Origin of the sequence: Devosia sp. FJ2-5-3 (assembly GCF_029201545.1) — a bacterium.
In the GTDB taxonomy this organism is placed as follows: Bacteria; Pseudomonadota; Alphaproteobacteria; order Rhizobiales; family Devosiaceae; genus Devosia.
In genome coordinates this window covers 3,919,332-3,934,969 of sequence record NZ_CP104007.1, presented here as the reverse complement: position 1 = coordinate 3,934,969, position 15,638 = coordinate 3,919,332, and the positions used below count along the sequence as shown (strand labels likewise).

The 15,638-nt window shown below is 63.8% G+C and carries 16 protein-coding genes and 1 pseudogene; 7 read left to right on the top strand and 10 right to left on the bottom strand.

Annotated features, from left to right (window positions below; all coding sequences use genetic code 11):
* The first annotated feature begins 40 nt into the window (after positions 1-40).
* The 5 genes from N0P34_RS18890 to N0P34_RS18870 all read left to right on the top strand — a co-directional run bounded on the left by N0P34_RS18890 (position 41) and on the right by N0P34_RS18870 (position 5,414).
* Positions 41-1,039, top strand: coding sequence for an ABC transporter permease (locus N0P34_RS18890; RefSeq protein WP_275604747.1), 999 nt, complete (start codon positions 41-43; stop codon positions 1,037-1,039).
* 87 nt (positions 1,040-1,126) lie between these two features.
* Complete coding sequence (locus tag N0P34_RS18885) at positions 1,127-2,074, top strand: ABC transporter substrate-binding protein (RefSeq protein WP_275604746.1); 948 nt, start codon at positions 1,127-1,129, stop codon at positions 2,072-2,074.
* Positions 2,075-2,207: 133 nt separating this feature from the next.
* Positions 2,208-2,942 carry an SDR family oxidoreductase gene (locus N0P34_RS18880; protein WP_275607028.1) on the top strand — a complete coding sequence of 245 codons (735 nt, stop codon included), beginning with the start codon at positions 2,208-2,210 and terminating at the stop codon, positions 2,940-2,942.
* Positions 2,943-2,977: 35 nt separating this feature from the next.
* Positions 2,978-4,261, top strand: a complete 1,284-nt coding sequence (locus N0P34_RS18875) for an L-fuconate dehydratase (RefSeq protein WP_275604745.1) — start codon at positions 2,978-2,980, stop codon at positions 4,259-4,261.
* A gap of 109 nt (positions 4,262-4,370) precedes the next feature.
* Positions 4,371-5,414: an HD domain-containing phosphohydrolase gene (locus N0P34_RS18870; protein WP_275604744.1), complete on the top strand. Its 1,044-nt coding sequence runs from the start codon at positions 4,371-4,373 to the stop codon at positions 5,412-5,414.
* A 3-nt stretch (positions 5,415-5,417) separates the two neighbouring features.
* Here the strand turns inward: N0P34_RS18870 and N0P34_RS18865 are convergent, their stop codons facing one another.
* From N0P34_RS18865 to N0P34_RS18855, 3 genes are read right to left on the bottom strand one after another with little or no spacing between them, the layout of a single operon-like run.
* Positions 5,418-6,251 carry an ABC transporter ATP-binding protein gene (locus N0P34_RS18865; RefSeq protein ID WP_275604743.1) on the bottom strand — a complete coding sequence of 278 codons (834 nt, stop codon included), beginning with the start codon at positions 6,249-6,251 and terminating at the stop codon, positions 5,418-5,420.
* A complete protein-coding gene (locus N0P34_RS18860) occupies positions 6,244-7,284 on the bottom strand; it encodes an iron ABC transporter permease (protein ID WP_275604742.1) in 1,041 nt (346 codons plus the stop codon). Before N0P34_RS18860 ends, N0P34_RS18865 begins: the two co-directional genes overlap by 8 nt.
* Entirely contained in the window at positions 7,281-8,342 is a 1,062-nt protein-coding gene (locus tag N0P34_RS18855) for an iron ABC transporter permease (protein ID WP_275604741.1), read from the bottom strand. Before N0P34_RS18855 ends, N0P34_RS18860 begins: the two co-directional genes overlap by 4 nt.
* 61 nt (positions 8,343-8,403) lie before the next feature.
* Between N0P34_RS18855 and N0P34_RS18850 the strand changes: the two genes are divergently transcribed.
* Entirely contained in the window at positions 8,404-9,318 is a 915-nt protein-coding gene (locus tag N0P34_RS18850) for an iron-siderophore ABC transporter substrate-binding protein (RefSeq protein WP_275604740.1), read from the top strand.
* Between the two features lie 164 nt (positions 9,319-9,482).
* On the opposite strand, the gene blaOXA is transcribed toward N0P34_RS18850, so the two are convergent.
* On the bottom strand, positions 9,483-10,289 hold the full coding sequence (blaOXA, locus tag N0P34_RS18845) for a class D beta-lactamase (RefSeq protein WP_275604739.1): 807 nt from the start codon (positions 10,287-10,289) through the stop codon (positions 9,483-9,485).
* Between the two features lie 138 nt (positions 10,290-10,427).
* Here blaOXA and N0P34_RS18840 point away from each other — a divergent pair, with 138 nt between their 5' ends.
* Positions 10,428-10,853 carry an organic hydroperoxide resistance protein gene (locus tag N0P34_RS18840; RefSeq protein ID WP_275604738.1) on the top strand — a complete coding sequence of 142 codons (426 nt, stop codon included), beginning with the start codon at positions 10,428-10,430 and terminating at the stop codon, positions 10,851-10,853.
* A 145-nt stretch (positions 10,854-10,998) separates the two neighbouring features.
* Here N0P34_RS18840 and N0P34_RS18835 read toward each other — a convergent pair.
* The 6 genes and pseudogenes from N0P34_RS18835 to pcaD form a co-directional block, all read right to left on the bottom strand.
* Positions 10,999-11,334: pseudogene (locus N0P34_RS18835) on the bottom strand (lytic transglycosylase domain-containing protein); the annotation flags it as partial.
* A 357-nt stretch (positions 11,335-11,691) separates the two neighbouring features.
* Entirely contained in the window at positions 11,692-12,723 is a 1,032-nt protein-coding gene (locus N0P34_RS18830) for a 3-carboxy-cis,cis-muconate cycloisomerase (RefSeq protein ID WP_275604737.1), read from the bottom strand.
* Between the two features lie 310 nt (positions 12,724-13,033).
* Positions 13,034-13,651: a protocatechuate 3,4-dioxygenase subunit alpha gene (pcaG, locus tag N0P34_RS18825; protein ID WP_275604736.1), complete on the bottom strand. Its 618-nt coding sequence runs from the start codon at positions 13,649-13,651 to the stop codon at positions 13,034-13,036.
* Positions 13,651-14,397 (bottom strand): protocatechuate 3,4-dioxygenase subunit beta, encoded by a 747-nt coding sequence (gene pcaH / locus N0P34_RS18820; RefSeq protein WP_275604735.1) that lies wholly within the window; start codon positions 14,395-14,397, stop codon positions 13,651-13,653. Before pcaH ends, pcaG begins: the two co-directional genes overlap by 1 nt.
* Positions 14,394-14,783 carry a 4-carboxymuconolactone decarboxylase gene (gene pcaC, locus N0P34_RS18815; protein WP_275604734.1) on the bottom strand — a complete coding sequence of 130 codons (390 nt, stop codon included), beginning with the start codon at positions 14,781-14,783 and terminating at the stop codon, positions 14,394-14,396. The genes pcaH and pcaC overlap by 4 nt, the downstream gene beginning before the upstream one ends.
* Positions 14,776-15,570, bottom strand: coding sequence for a 3-oxoadipate enol-lactonase (pcaD, locus tag N0P34_RS18810; RefSeq protein WP_275604733.1), 795 nt, complete (start codon positions 15,568-15,570; stop codon positions 14,776-14,778). Before pcaD ends, pcaC begins: the two co-directional genes overlap by 8 nt.
* Positions 15,571-15,638 lie beyond the last annotated feature (68 nt).

Genomic DNA, 15,638 nt, shown 5'->3' with positions numbered 1-15,638 from the left:
GAGCCAAAAATTCAGGCTGCATCACCGCCGGAGGAAATCCATGACCGACACCACAGCCCCAGCGGCCCAAAAATCGGGCCCGCGCATTTCCGGTGCCTTCCATCGGCTGCTGGCCTTTTCCGGCCTCATCGCGCTGATCGTGGTCTTCTCCCTGGCCTCGCCAAATTTCATGCAGACCCAGAACGTGCTGGCGATCCTGCAGGCCACCTCGGTTAATGGCGTCCTCGCCATCGCCGCGACGCTGGTCATCATCACCGGCGGCATCGACCTCTCGGTCGGCACGCTGATGACCTTCTGTGCCGTGATCACCGGCGTGCTCTTGACCTTTCTGGGCCTGCCCCTGCCGGTCGGCGTGGTCGGCGCCATCCTTGCCGGCGCCTTTTGCGGCACGGTCTCGGGCGTGGTCATCGCCAAGCTCAAGGTCCCGCCTTTCATCGCCACGCTCGGCATGATGCTGATCCTCAAGGGCCTGTCGTTGGTCATTTCCGGCACGCGCCCGATCTATTTCAACGATACGCCCGGCTTCACCCAGATCGCCCAGGGCTCCATTGTCGGCACAATCATTCCGGCCATTCCCATTCCCAATGGTGTCGTCATTCTCTTTGCCGTCGCGCTGCTGGCCGCCTTCGTCCTCGGCAAGACCGCGCTTGGCCGCTACACCTTCGCCCTAGGCTCGAACGAGGAGGCGGTGCGCCTCTCTGGCGTCAATATCGATCGCTGGAAGATCGCCGTCTATTCGACGGCCGGCGCCATTTGCGGGGTCGCGGGCCTGCTCATCGCCTCGCGCCTCAATTCGGCCCAGCCGGCGCTCGGCCAGGGCTATGAGCTCGACGCCATCGCCGCCGTGGTCATTGGCGGCACCTCGCTCTCGGGCGGCCGCGGCACCGTGCTCGGCACGCTGATCGGCGCGCTCATCATCTCCGTGCTGGCCAATGGCCTGCGCATCCTTTCCGTCGCCCAGGAATGGCAGACCGTGGTCACCGGCACGATCATCATCCTGGCCGTCTACGCCGATATCTTGCGGCGCCGGGCTCTCTAGCGCCCCCTTCGTTCCCGCGCATTCCGCGCCAACAAGAGGCAGACAAAAATGCCCGCCAAAATCACCGCAGCATTTGGGAGGAAAACCATGCTCAACCGTCGCACCCTGCTCGGCGCCCTCAGCGCCGTGGCCATGCTGGCCGCCACGTCCGGCGCCGTGCAGGCCCAGGACAAATATGACATTGCCCTCATCTCGAAGGGCTTCCAGCACCAGTTCTGGCAGGCCGTGAAGGCCGGTGCCGACAAGGCGGCAGCCGAGTTCAACGCCAATGTGACCTTCGAAGGCCCCGATACCGAGACCCAGGTCGACCGCCAGATGGACATGCTCGCCGCCGCCCTCTCGCGCCAGCCCGACGCCATCGGCTTTGCCGCCCTCGACAGCCAAGCCGCAACCCCGCTGCTGCAGCAGGCCCAGAGCGCAGACATTCCGATCATTGCCTTCGACAGTGGCGTCGACAGCGATATCCCGTTGACCACCGTCACCACCGACAACGTCGCTGCCGCCGCCCTTGCAGCTGACAAGATGGCCGAGCTCATTGGCGGCGAAGGCAAGGTCGCCGTCGTCGCGCACGACCAGACCAGCCGCACCGGCATCGACCGCGTCGATGGCTTCGTCAACCGCATCAAGGAAGCCTATCCCAATATCGAAGTGGTCACCGTCCAGTACGGTGGTGGCGACCAGTTGCAGTCGACCGAAATCACCAAGTCGATCCTGCTCGCCAATCCCGATCTCAAGGGCATTTTCGGCGCCAATGAAGGCTCTGCCATCGGCGTTGCCAATGGCAAGACCGAACTGGGCTCGGAAATCGTCGTCATCGGTTTCGATAGCGGTGCTGCACAGAAGGGCATGATCACCTCCGGCGTCATGGCCGGCGCCATCACCCAGAACCCGGTCGGCATCGGCTACGAAACCGTCAAGGCCGCCATCGGCGCGCTCAACGGCGAAGAACTGCCCAAGATCATCGACTCCGGCTTTGCCTGGTTCGATGCGACCAATATGGACGCCCCCGAAATCGCAGCCGTGCTCTACGACTGAGAAATATCTTGGCCCTTCCCCTCGGGGAGGGGCCTTTGCACAATGTCATTCCCGCAAAAGCGGGAACCCCCTTTTTTGAACCGGGGGGTCCCCGCTGTCGCGGGGATGACGGATCTAAGTTTTAGCGAGAAAAATAATGACCGACATTGCCGGCAAAACAGTTCTTATCACCGCCGCTGCCCAGGGCATCGGCCAGGCCTCGGCTCTCGCCTTCGCCCGCGCCGGGGCCAGTGTGATCGCCACCGATATCAATGCGGCCAAGCTTGGTGAGCTCAACGGCACCCCCGGCATCACCACGCGCGTCCTCAACGTGCTCTCCAATGAGGACGTCACCGCTGCAATGGCCGAAATCGGCCGCATCGACGTTCTCTTCAACTGCGCCGGCGTCGTCCACAGCGGCACCATTCTCGAGATGAGCGATGCCGATCTCGACTTCGCGCTCGATCTCAACGTCAGGGCGCAGATCCGCACCATTCGCGCCGTTCTGCCGCAAATGATCGAGCGCCGCGATGGCGCCATCATCAACATGGCCACGGTCGCCTCCTCGGTGAAGGGCGTTCCAAACCGCGCCGCCTATTCCATCTCCAAGGCCGCCGTCATCGGGCTGACCAAATCCGTCGCCGCCGACTATGTTGCCCACAATATCCGCATCAACGCCATTGCCCCGGGCACGGTCGAGAGCCCGAGCCTGCATGAACGCTGGCACGCCACCGGCGATTTCGAGGCGGCCAAAAAATCCTTCATCGCCCGCCAGCCCATCGGCCGCATCGCCCAGCCCGAGGAAGTCGCCGACCTCGCCGTCTACCTCGCCGGCGCCACCTACACCACCGGCCAGGTCCACATCATCGATGGCGGCTGGACAGGCTGACCCATTTTGAGGGTGGCGGAAAAATGGAAACGGCCATGACCAAAATCACATCGCTTAAAACCCACGACCTCCGCTTCCCCACCTCGGCTTCGCTCGACGGGTCCGATGCGATGAACCCGGACCCCGATTATTCCGCCGCCTATGTCGTGCTGGGCACGGACAGCGCTCTTGAAGGCCATGGCCTCACCTTCACCATCGGCCGCGGCAATGAAGTCGTCTGCGCCGCGATTAACGCCCTCACCGATCGGGTGAAAAACCTCGATCTCGACTGGATCGAAGAAAATCCCGGCCGCTTCTGGCGCCATATGACCGGCGACAGCCAGCTCCGGTGGATTGGCCCCGACAAGGGCGCCATGCATCTGGCGACCGGCGCGGTGGTCAATGCCGTCTGGGATCTCCTCGCCAAACGGGCCGGAAAACCGGTCTGGCTCTATGTCGCCGAAATGAGCCCCGAACAGCTCGTTTCCATCATCGATTTCCGCTACCTCACCGACGCCATCACGCCCGAGGAAGCCCTCGCCATCTTCCGCGCTGCCGAGCCCGGCAAGGCCGAACGCATCGCCAATCTGCGCGCCGGGGGATATGCCTGCTACACCACCTCCGCCGGCTGGCTCGGCTATCCCAATGAAAAGCTCATCCGCCTCGCCAATGAGGCGGTGGCGTCCGGCTTCACTCATATCAAGATGAAGGTCGGCCGCGATCTCGAGGACGATATCCGCCGTCTCGACATTGTCCGCTCCATCATGGGACCGGACCGCTATCTGATGATCGACGCCAACCAGGTCTGGGAAGTCGACCAGGCCATCGCTTGGGTCAACCAGCTCAAGCGCTTTAATCCGTTCTTCATCGAAGAGCCGACCAGCCCCGACGACGTCGAGGGCCACCGCAAGATCCGCGAAGCCATTGCCCCGGTAAAGGTCGCCACCGGGGAAATGTGCCAGAACCGCATTCTCTTCAAGCAGTTCATCACCCGCGACGCCATCGACATCGTCCAGATCGACGCCTGCCGCATTGGCGGCCTGAATGAGGTCCTCTCCGTCCTGCTCATGGCCGCCAAATACGAAAAGCCCGTCTGGCCACATGCGGGCGGGGTCGGCCTCTGCGAATATGTCCAGCATCTCTCGATGATCGACTATCTCGCCGTCTCCGGCACCAAAACCGGCCGGGTGATCGAATATGTCGATCACCTCCACGAGCATTTCCTCGCCCCCTGCGCCATCCGCAATGCCGCCTATATGCCGCCGGAGGCGCCCGGCTTTTCCATTCAGATGAAGCCTGCCTCCATCGCCGCCAACACGTTCCACCCGCTCGCGAAATAGGAACGGCTTTTTTGCCAGATCCATCAAATCCGCCTGGGTTCCGTTAAGCCTCGACTAAGAGCTCTCCCCCTAGTCTCAAATCGAAAAGTTCTGCCGGGGGGCCGAAGCAGTGCGTTTGTTGATTGTCGATGATTCTCGATCAAGCCTTGCCCTGCTCGGCTCGATTGTGGGCCAGTCCGTATCGGGCGATGTCCAGCTTTGCCTCAATCCCCGCCAGGCTCTCGCCCGGGCCGATGCGGAGCAGTTCGATCTGATCCTCGTCGATCATATCATGCCCGAAATGAGCGGCATGGAATTCACCGCCGCCCTGCGCCAGCGCCTCACCTATCGCAGCGTGCCCATCATCATGGTCACCTCCGATATCGACAAGCAGGTGCGCATCGAGGCCATCAAGTGCGGCGCCAATGATTTCCTGACCAAGCCCTTCGACCCTATCGAGCTTCAGGCGCGCGTCACCAATCTGCTCGCCCTGCGCGGCGCCCAGCTTGAGCTGGCCGGCCAGGCCGAGCGGTTGGCGCGCGAGGTCGAGGCAGCCACAGCCCATCTTCTCGAGCGCGAAGAAGAGATCATCTGGCGCCTCGCCCGCGCCATCGAATATCGCGATGGCGACACGGGCGAGCATGTCTCGCGCGTCGCCCGCATCAGCCAGATCATCGCCGAAGGCGTCGGGCTCGATGCCCATCGCTGCCGCATGATCTATCTGTCGGCCCCGCTGCATGACATCGGCAAGATCGGCATAGCCGATGCCATTCTGTCCAAGCCCGGCAAGCTCACCTCCGAGGAAATGACGCGCATGCGCGAGCACGTCACCATCGGCGCCAGAATTCTCGAAAACGGCGACAGCGATCTCATTCGCACCGCCGAGCTGATCGCCCAGAGCCACCATGAAAAATGGGACGGCACCGGCTATCCCGACCGCCTTTCGGGCACCGACATTCCCGTCGAGGCGCGCATCGTCGCCATCGCCGATGTGTTTGATGCGCTCTGCTCCGAGCGGCCCTATAAAAAGGCCTGGCCCCTGGCCAAGGCCTATGCCGAGATCCTCAATTGCGCCGGCACCCATTTCGACCCGGCCTGCGTCACCGCCTTCCGCAATGGCTGGGGTGAAATCCGCGCGCTCATGGAGCCCCCGGCATTGGCCGAGAGCGCCTGATCGTCACGCCACGGCGTTGAGCTCTTTTTCGGCCGCAGGCCTTGCCCGTCCGCGTGGAATACAGATCGGCCGGCCATGCACGGGGTCGGTCATGATCGCGGCGTCCACCTCGAACACCTCCGCCAGCAATTCCGGCTTCATCAGCTCTTCGGGCCGGCCCAGCGCGCGCACGCGCCCTTCATGGACAAACACCAATTGGTCCGCATAGCGGGCCGCCAAATTGAGATCGTGCAGCACCAGCACGATGGTCCGCCCATTCTCGCGATTGAGCTTTGCCACGAGGTCGAGGCAATCGAGCTGATGGGCCATGTCGAGATGGTTCACCGGCTCGTCGAGGCAGATAATGTCGGTCTCCTGCGCCAGGACCATGGCAATCCAGGCGCGCTGCAGCTGGCCACCGGACAGCGAGCCGATATGGCGTTGGCGCAGGCTCGTCACCCCGGTCCCGTCCATGGCCCGCAGCACCGCTGCCCCGTCCTTTTCGCTCCAGGGCTGCATCATCGCCTGGTGCGGGTAGCGGCCAAGCCGCACCAGCTCTTCCACGCTCATATCCGGCGGCGCATTGGGGCTTTGCGCCAAAAGGCCGATCTGGCGCGCCAGCTCCTTTGCGCCCAGCTTGCCGATATCGATGCCATCGAGAAGGATATGCCCCTTCTGCCCCGTCTGAAGCCGGCGGATCGCCCGCAACAGTGTGGATTTCCCACACCCGTTGGGCCCTGCCAGCACGGTCACCTTGCCGCGCGGGATCGGCAGGCTGAGTGCGTCGAGCACCGTGTCATTGCCATATTTCAGCGTCAGGTCGACGACATCGATGCGGCTCGTCGGGATCTCAGCCATTGGTCTTGTCCTTGCGCATCAGCAGGAAGAGGAAATAGGGGGCGCCGACAATGGCGGTAATGGTGCCCGCCGGCACTTCGGTCGGTGCAAAGGCAACTCGCACCACCAGGTCCGCCGCCACCAGCATCATCGCCCCCAGCATCATGGATGTGACAATGCCGGCAAGGCGCGCCCGGCCGACCAGCAGCCGCGCCATGTGCGGCGCAATCAGCCCGAGAAAGCCGACCGCGCCGACAAAGGCGACCGCGATGGCCGTCAGCGCGCCGGCAATGAAAAAGACGGCAATGCGATAGAAATGCAGATTGAGCCCGACGCTGCGCGAGGAGACATCGTCGAGATCGGCCGGCGGCAGATCCCGTGCGAGCCAGCCGGCGATCAGCACCGTGGGGATCAGCGCCGCCAGCATGATCTGGATTTCGCTCCAGCTGATGGCATAGACGGCGCCGGCCAGCCAGCGGGCGGCCTGCGTGGCCTGATAGTTCGGACCGATCAGGATGAAAATGGTCGTCAAGGCCTTGGCGACGGCGGCAATGGCGATGCCGAACAGCAGGAGGCGTATGGTCGACGATGCCTGCCGCCCCGATAGGATGAAGACCAGCGCGATGGCAACCAGTGCCCCGATTGCCGCCGCCAGCGGCTGCCAGCTCACGGGCACCATCAGGGCATTGGCTTCATTTGAAAAAATAGCGAGGAACAGCACGACGCCGAGCGACGCGCCATCGACCACGCCCAGCACGCCCGGCGAGGCCAGCTCGTTGCGGGTGATGCGCTGCAGCAGATAGCCGGAAAAGGCGATGGCCGCCCCCGCAATGATCGCCGCCACGACGCGCGGCAGGCGCAATTGCAGGATGACGAGGCGTTCCGATTTTTCGCCGCCGCCCAGCAGGACATTGGCTATGGTTTCGGGCGACATCCAGATCGTGCCGAAGCCGATGGCGCCGAGCAGCAGGAGGAAGAAGGCGCCGGCAACGATCAGTGTCGGCACGGCCGGGTTGAGGCGTCTCTGGCCGGTCATGGTGAGTGAAGCGCTCATGCCGCACGCCTCCGGAGCAGGACCACCAGCGTGATGGCCCCCACCACGGCGGTCACCGCCCCCACGGGCGCCTCCACCGGATAGATGACGAAGCGCGCCGCCACATCGGCCAGCGTCGCATAGACGGCGCCGAACAATGCCGCCGCTGGCAATTGGTGAATATGCCTCAGCCCGACCAGCCGCCGTGCGGCATGGGGAACGACAAGGCCGACAAAGGCCACCGGCCCCGCCATCGATATGGCCGCACCGGTCAAGATCGCCACGGCCACGAAGGCCAGGGCGCGAACGAGGCCCAGCGGCACGCCCAGCCCCTGCGCGGTGGCATCGTCGGCCTGCAGCGCATCGAGCGCCCGCGACAGCCCCACTGCGACAATGCCTCCAACCAGAACGACGGGCAGGGCGGTGTAGAAAAGCCCGATGGGCCGGTCGACAAAGGCGCCCGATAGCCAGAACAGCAATTGCTGCAGCATGGCCTCATTGCTGGTCAGCAGCACTTCGACGAAGGCATGGGAGAGGCTGGCAAAGGTCACCCCGACCAGGACGATCTTGAGCGGCGAAAGCCCGCCCGCGCCGGCGGCGATGCCGAACACCACGATGGCGGTGACAAAGGCACCGAGCGAGGCGGCCATGGCAAGCCCTGCCAGCGACTGCACGCCAAAGACGATGCCCGCCACGACGACGGCGAGGGACGCGCCGGCATTGAGCCCGAGCGTATCCGGCGAGGCGATGCGATTGCGCGACAGCGTCTGCACCAGCACCCCCGCCATGCCAAGCGCCGCCCCGGTCAATGGCGCAATCAGCGCCCGCGGCAATCGCAGGCCCGCAATCACCACGGAGGTTTCCGATCCGTCATGGGCAAAGAGCGCAGTGAACACCTGGTCGAGCGAGTAGACCTTGTAGCCCAGGGTCAGGCTGGCCAGCATCGACAGGGCAAGCAGCAGCGCCAGCCCGACATAGACCTGGACCCGCGAGGGGCGAGACAGGGAAATCGGCCGGGGCACTGACAAGGCTGAGGCCACGTGGATACTCTCTATGTTGATATTGACAGTCAGGTTCACTTCTGGCTGTTTGCAGCCATCTTATTTCTGACGCTCGATGTCAAGAAAAGAGGGAACTCCAATGAAGTATGCCTCCACGATTTTCGCCTCGATCGCCCTTGCCGGTCTCCTGTCCGCGCCGGTGCTGGCCCGCGAAATCACCCATTCCATGGGCGTCACCGATGTGCCGGACAATCCGCAGCGCATCATCGTGCTGACCAATGAGGGCACCGAGGCATTGCTTGCCGTCGGCATCACGCCGGTCGGCGCGGTCAAATCCTTCCTCGGCAATCCCTGGTACGATCACATCGCCGCTGACATGGCCGATGTCGTGGTTGTGGGCGAAGAATCCGCGGTCAATCTGGAGCTTCTCGTGTCCCTCGAGCCCGATCTGATCCTGGGCAACAAGATGCGCCATGAAAAGATCTACGAGCAGCTGTCCGCCATTGCCCCGACCGTGATTTCCGAGCGCCTGCGCGGCGACTGGAAGATCAATATGGAGCTCTATACCGACGCGGCCGGCGTGGGCGAAAAGGGCAAGGCCGAACTGGCCAAATTCGATGCGCGCATCGACGCGCTGAGTGCCGAACTGGGTGACGCGCTCAACGAACAGATCTCCATCGCCCGCTTCATGGCCGGCCAGACCCGCATCTATTACAAGGATACTTTCTCGGGCCTGATCCTAAACGAAATCGGTTTCAAGCGTCCCGCGACCCAGGACAAGGACGATTTCGCCGAAGAAATCACCAAGGAGCGCATTCCCGAGCTCGAAGGGGATCGCCTGTTCTATTTCAACTATGAAACCGGCAATGGCGAAGCCGACAGCCAGGCCGCCGACTGGACAGCCGATCCGCTCTGGCAGAATTTGAACGTGGTCAAGGCCGGTAAGGTCCATGCCGTTTCCGACGCCATCTGGAACACCGCCGGCGGCATCATCGCTGCCAATATCATGCTGGACGAGATCGAAAAGTTCTACGGCGTCGCCCCCACGCGCTGATCGCCACGTCTCAAAGAGGGGGGCATTCCGCCCCCCATCCCCGCACCGGCTTCCCTCGGGCTCGACCCGAGGGCCACTCCGCGAGCCCCGATACCGCCAATTCGCGTGTCAGTTCGGTGACTGGGGCCGAATGTCGGCCAAGCAGGTCGTCGGCCCTCCCCCCCTCAAAGCCCCGCTGCCCGGATCAGTCCCGCCCAATCCCGCACCAGCGCATCGCGCGCCCGAAGCCCGCCTGAAACAGGGTGCCGCTCTTCGTCCTGGGCCAGCCGCGCGAAGACCAGTGTCTGCCCGCCTTTTTCGGCCCAGCCGACAAACCATCCCCAGCCCCGCGCCCGGTCGAAACTCTCGTCCCGATTGCGAGGATAGGCCGATCCGGTCTTGCCGAAAATGCGCCAGCCATCCACCGTGCCGGCCTCTTCGACCAGCGCCATTGCCCCTGCCATCGCCTCCGCCGAAACCGGCAATGTCCCCTCGACCAGCGCAGCCAGAAATGCCGCCTGCTCCAGCGGCGAAATGGCCAGAGACGACGATATCCAGGCGCGTTCGAGGCCATTGTTCTTTCCGGGGTCCCCGGAAAAATCGGCATTGCCATAGCCGAAATTGCGCGCATGCAGGCCCAGCCTTTCGGCACCCATCGCCTCGGCCAGTCTCTGCGAATACCAGACGATGGAATGCTCCATCCATCGCGCGGGCGTCGCGTCTTCTTTCCAGGCTGCTCCGCCCCAATCGGCATAGCCTTGCTTGAACGGCAGCTTCGGGACCTCGCTCGAAATGAGGATCCCATCCGCAAACCCCATCACCGCCAGCGCGATCTTGAAGGTCGAGGCGGGGGTCCCCCGGGTCTCGCAATTCCCCTCCTGATGGAGGATTGCCCGTGTCGAAGCGTCGGCGACGATGGTGCAGAGATCGCGTCCCAGCGCCGGCGACTGGACGCCGAGTGCCAGAACGGCGGCAACCATCAGGGCGGACATTTTCGCACGTATCATATTGCCCCTATCGAGCCCGTCAGTGTCATGATCTTGTTCGTGTCGCAGCCGATTGTCTTCATTGTGACGCAACCGGCCCACCATCCCGCGTGGTTACCCAATGATAAACCAAGGAGATGCCTGATGACCAAGATCATGTATACGGCGCGTGCCACTTCGACCGGCGGCCGTGTCGGCCACGGTGCGACCGATGATGGCGTGCTCGATGTCACTTTGACGTCGCCAAAGGAAATGGGCGGCGATGGGGCGCGCGGCACCAATCCCGAACAGCTCTTTGCCGTGGGCTATTCCGCCTGCTTCCTCGGCGCCATGAAGGCGGCCGCCCGCAAGAGCGGCGACAAGATCCCCGACGAAGCAAAGGTTACCGCCGAGGTGAGTTTCCGCGATCGGCCGGATGGCGAGGGGTTCTGGATCCAGGCCGCGCTCAAGATCGACGTGCCAGGGCTGGACCGGGAGAAGGTTGAGGACATCGTCAATCGCGCCCACATCATCTGCCCCTATAGCGAGGTCAGCCGGAAGGGCTTTGAGGTCAATCTCGAAGTGGTGTGAAGACGACAGGGTATGCCCACCCCCACCTGACCTCCCCCTGCGGAAGGGGGAGTAACCCATCGAGTGTGTCGCAATATATGTGTGCCACCGGCCGATCCCTCCCCCTTCTTCAGGGGGAGGTCAGGAGGGGGGCCTCCGCCTAGCGCAGGCCGCTCTTTTGCAGAAGGCCCAGGCGCTTGGCGTCGTAATAATAGCCCTTGGCGTAGAATTGTACCGCGCGGTCGTGATTGCCATTGGCCGTCACATAGGCCCCGGCCAGATAGCGCACCGCATAGCGCAGATTGGTTTCGGCATCGAGCAGGCCCGCCGCTTCCCCCGAATAGCCCATGCCGCGCGCGGTGGCGTGGCTGATCTGCATGAGGCCGTAATAAGGTCCGTTGCGCGCGCCGGCATTATAGCCGCTTTCGCGCACGATCACGCGCCGCACGAGGCTTTCCGGCACATTGTAGACGCTGGAATAATGGGAAATCAGCCCATCGAGCGCGCCGCGCTCACTCTGCGCGAAGCCGAGAAGAACATCGGAGCTGGCCTTGGGAACGGCGCTGGCGCGGGGCACATGGCCCTCCGGCGTAGCGCCGCCCGATGCCAGCGCGGCAATGGCCGAACTTGCAGGAATGGCGGCCTGGGCGCCACCGGGAAGCGGCTTGACACCCGCCATGGAACAGCCGGAAACCGCGACGGCGAAAGCCAGTGTTGCCGCTAGGCCTGCTACTCGTGCCCGCATGCGCAAAATCCTTGTCGACGGCAATAAGTTTGGCGGATACGCCCTAATCTGGGCCCCTTGATGGCGAAACGACGGCGATTGGTCAAGGAAAACGGCCACGGGCGGCGCTCTGGCTCAGCCGATCCGCAGCTGCGAAAGCAGGGTTTGTCCGATCCGCAGGCTCGCCCCACAGGCGATCAGCATCTGCGGCAGGGTCAGCCATTCGAGCGTCCAGGCCGCGCCGGAGCGCTCATATTCATGGATCTGCGCCTGGGCCAGAACCCCCGATAATCCGGCATTGTAGCGCGCCAGCGCCACCAGCACTTCGGCATTCACGGGGTTCGATTTATGCGCCATCGCCGATGAACCGCCGCCGCCTTCGAGCCGCACCGCGCCGATCTCGTTCTGGGCCAGCAGCGCAATATCGACTCCGATCTTGCCCAAGCTGCCGCTGATCTGGGCGAGGAGCGCTCCCAGCGCCACGATCGGGTCGCGTTGCGTCTGCCAGGGCGTCGCGATCCCAAGGCCGAGCCGCTGTGCCACGCCGGCGCGAATGGCTTCGGCATGCCCCTCGAAGCTGCCGCCATCGCCGACCGGCCCGCCCAATTGCACCACCAGCAGGCTACCCCGCAGTCCGGAGAGCGCGCGCAGATGCCGCCCCAGCGGCTCGCCCCAGCTCGAGAGCTTGGCCCCCCAATTCGTCGGCAGCGCCATCTGCATGCGCGTATGCGCCATCAATTGAGCATGGCCATGGGTCCTGGTGAGCCCATCCAGAGCGTCCAGCACCGCGTTGAGGCGTCGCTCATAGACATCGAAAATTCCGGCAATCTGCACCATCATCGCCGTATCGATGGCGTCCTGGCTGGTCGCCCCACGGTGCAGCGCCCCGCCATGCGGTTCGGCCACGCGTGCCCGCAATTGCTTGACCAGCGCCGGCACCACCACCCCATCCCGCGCCATGCCGGCATATAAATCCGCCCAATCCGGCTCGAACCCGTCAATCGCCGCCCCGACCGCCGCAGCCGCATCCTCGCCAATCCAGCTGCAATCCGCACTCGCCTCCGCCAGCGCCCGCTCAAACGCCAGCATGGCCGCCACCTGCCGTGCATCGCCCAGCAGCGCCTCGATTTCATCATCGCCACAAAGGGCCGAGAGCAGATTGGTCATGGGCAGTTGGTGTCCGTTCCTGTTCATTTATACCATCGCCCCCCGCACAGTCCGGCCCGCAGCGGCCTCAGTGACATGCAGCCTTGGCTTCCCTCGGGCTTGACCCGAGGGCCACTCTCCAACGCACCAGCATTTGGGCCCTCAAATTGACCCTCCGCTCAAGCTCGAGGGAAGTACCCCCACCCAACCTCCCCCTGAGAGGGGGAGGGGTGCTTCGGTGGCTCGCAGACCGATGAGCAAACTCGGTTCGTCCCTCCCCCTATCAGGGGGAGGCTAGGAGGGGGTATCGAGAGCCCCAAACCCAAAAAAATCAAAAATCAAAAAACACCGTCTCCTTCTCCCCCTGGAGATGGATATCCAGCACATATTTCGGCACCGCCCCCTCTTCACGCCTTGCAATCAGCGTCGTGCGCCGCCGCTTGTCCATGATCTTGCCGAGCACATAGTCACTCTCATTGGCCGCGGCCTCGTCCTCAAAATAAAGCCGTGTCATCAGCCCGATATTGATCCCGCGCGCCACGATCCAGAGGCTGACATGCGGCGCCTGCAGCTTGCCGTCCCGCCCCTCCACCGGGCCGGGCTTGATCGTCTCGAACGTCAAGACGCCCTCGCCATTGGCCGGCTGGCGCCCCCATCCGGTATAGGCCGGCGCCGCATTGAAGTTTCGCGTGGTCGGCGCCGCGAACTGCCCGTCGCCATCGGCCTGCCAGATTTCGACGACCGCATCCCCCACCGGTACGCCGCTGCCATCGATGACCCGCACGACGATGTCGATGCGCTCGCCCTTGGTATCCGGCGTCAGCATAGTCTTGCCGGGGTCGTCATAGACGCCCCCCAGTTCGGCAAAGTTCGGCGTCAGACCGATATGCACATAGGGCCCCGCCGTCTGCGACGGGGTTTCCTTCAGGATCGGGGTCGGGTGCAACATCAGTTCCCCTCCATTTTGTTCTCGAACATGGTCGAGCGGCGGCCGCGCAGCACGATATCGAAACGATAGGCCAGCGCATCCATCGGTGTCGTATTGTGCCGGTCCAGTTTTGCGATCAGCTGCTCGATCCCGGCCTTGTCCGGCACGGTGCCGACAATCGGGCACTGCCAGATCATTGGGTCGCCCTCGAAATACATCTGGGTGATCAGCCGCTGTGCAAAGGCGTGGCCGAAGACCGAGAAGTGGATATGGGCCGGCCGCCAGTCATTGCCGCCATTGGGCCAGGGATAGGCGCCCGGCTTGACGGTGCGGAACGAATAAAAACCGTTTGAATCGGTCAGCGCCCGCCCGAACCCGCCGAAATTGGGGTCGAGTGCAGCCAGATAGCCTTCCTTCTTGTGGCGATAGCGCCCGCCGGCATTGGCCTGCCAGAATTCCACCAGCGTATTGGGCACGGCGCGCGCATTCTCGTCCAGCACCTGACCATAGACGATCATCCGCTGCCCGATGGCCTCGGTGCCGTCCTGGCTGAAATTGCGAATGAGATCATTGTCGAGCGGCCCGAGCTTTTCATGCCCAAAGGTCGGCCCCGTCAGCTCCGACTTTGTCGGTCCCAGTGACAGAAGACTATGGCGCGGCGCCCGGAAGGTCGTGCTCTTATATCCGGGCGTATTGGCTGGCGGATGCCAGGCCATGTCGCGCTGATAGAGCGCCCCGTCTTCTCCCGGCAGAATAATGCCACTCATTGCGCGCCCTCCTTACGCTTTGCCAGTTCTTCCTTGGCGATCCGGAAGGCGCGATTGGCCGCCGGCACGCCGGCATAGACGGCCACATGCAGCAGCGCTTCCTTGATGTCGTCCGGGCTCGCCCCGGTATTTTCCGTCGCCCGCACATGCATGGCGACCTCCTCGTCATGCCCCGCCGCTGCCAGCAGCGCCAGAGTGATCAGCGAGCGCTCGCGCTTCGTCAGCCCCGGCCGCGACCATACCGAGCCCCAGGCGCCTTCGGTAATAAAAGTCTGGAAGTCGGTGTCGAACGGCGTTGCCCGCGCGCTCGCCCGGTCCACATGCGCATCGCCCAGCACCGAGCGGCGTGTTTCCATCCCCTGCTCGAACCGCGTCTTGTCAGCCATGACCGGCCTCCTTGAAAAAATCCGCCATCAGCGTCGCCAGTTCCGCCGGCCGCTCGATGGAAGGAATATGGCCCACCCCCGGCAGGCTCACAAAGCGCGCGCCGGGGATCGCCTCGGCCGTCCTGCGCACGAGATCGGGCGGCGTTGCGAGGTCATCCTCCCCCGCCACCACCAGCGTCGGCACGTCGATCTTCCCAATATCGCCCCGCAGATCGGCATCGCGCAATGTCGCGCAGGTCGCCGCATAGCCCTTGGGGTCGGCGCGCAAGAACATATTCCGCCACCCGGCCAGCGCGATCTTCTCATTCTCGCGAAATCCCGGGCTGAACCAGCGCTCCATGATCCCATCGGCAATGGCCCCGAGCCCTTCGGACAAAACCTTGTCCATCCGCGCCGCCCAGAACGCCCCGTCGCCCACTTTCGGCGCCGTGTCGCACAGCACCAGTGCCCTGAGCCGCCCCGGGTGCTTGAGCGCAAAACCCTGCGCGATCAGCCCGCCGACCGAGACCCCGCCCAGCGCCAGTTCATCGACACCGAGATGATGGAGCAGTCCGGAAAGATCGTCGATATGCTGCTCAAGGCGATACTCCCCGGCCGGCGCATCGCTCAGCCCGTGCCCGCGCTTGTCATAGGAAATGACGCGATAGGTCTCGGCCAGCCGCGCAATCACCCCGTCCCAGATGCGCGCGTCCGTGCCCAGCGAATTGGCCAGCGCCACCACCGGCGCGCCCGCCGCTCCGTTGACCCGGTAATGCAGCACCACGCCGCCAATCTCTGCAAAAAGCATGCTGATCCCCTCTTCAGCCCGATTTAATCCCCTGTCGCCCCGCGAGTAAAATGATAAAGATCGGCAAC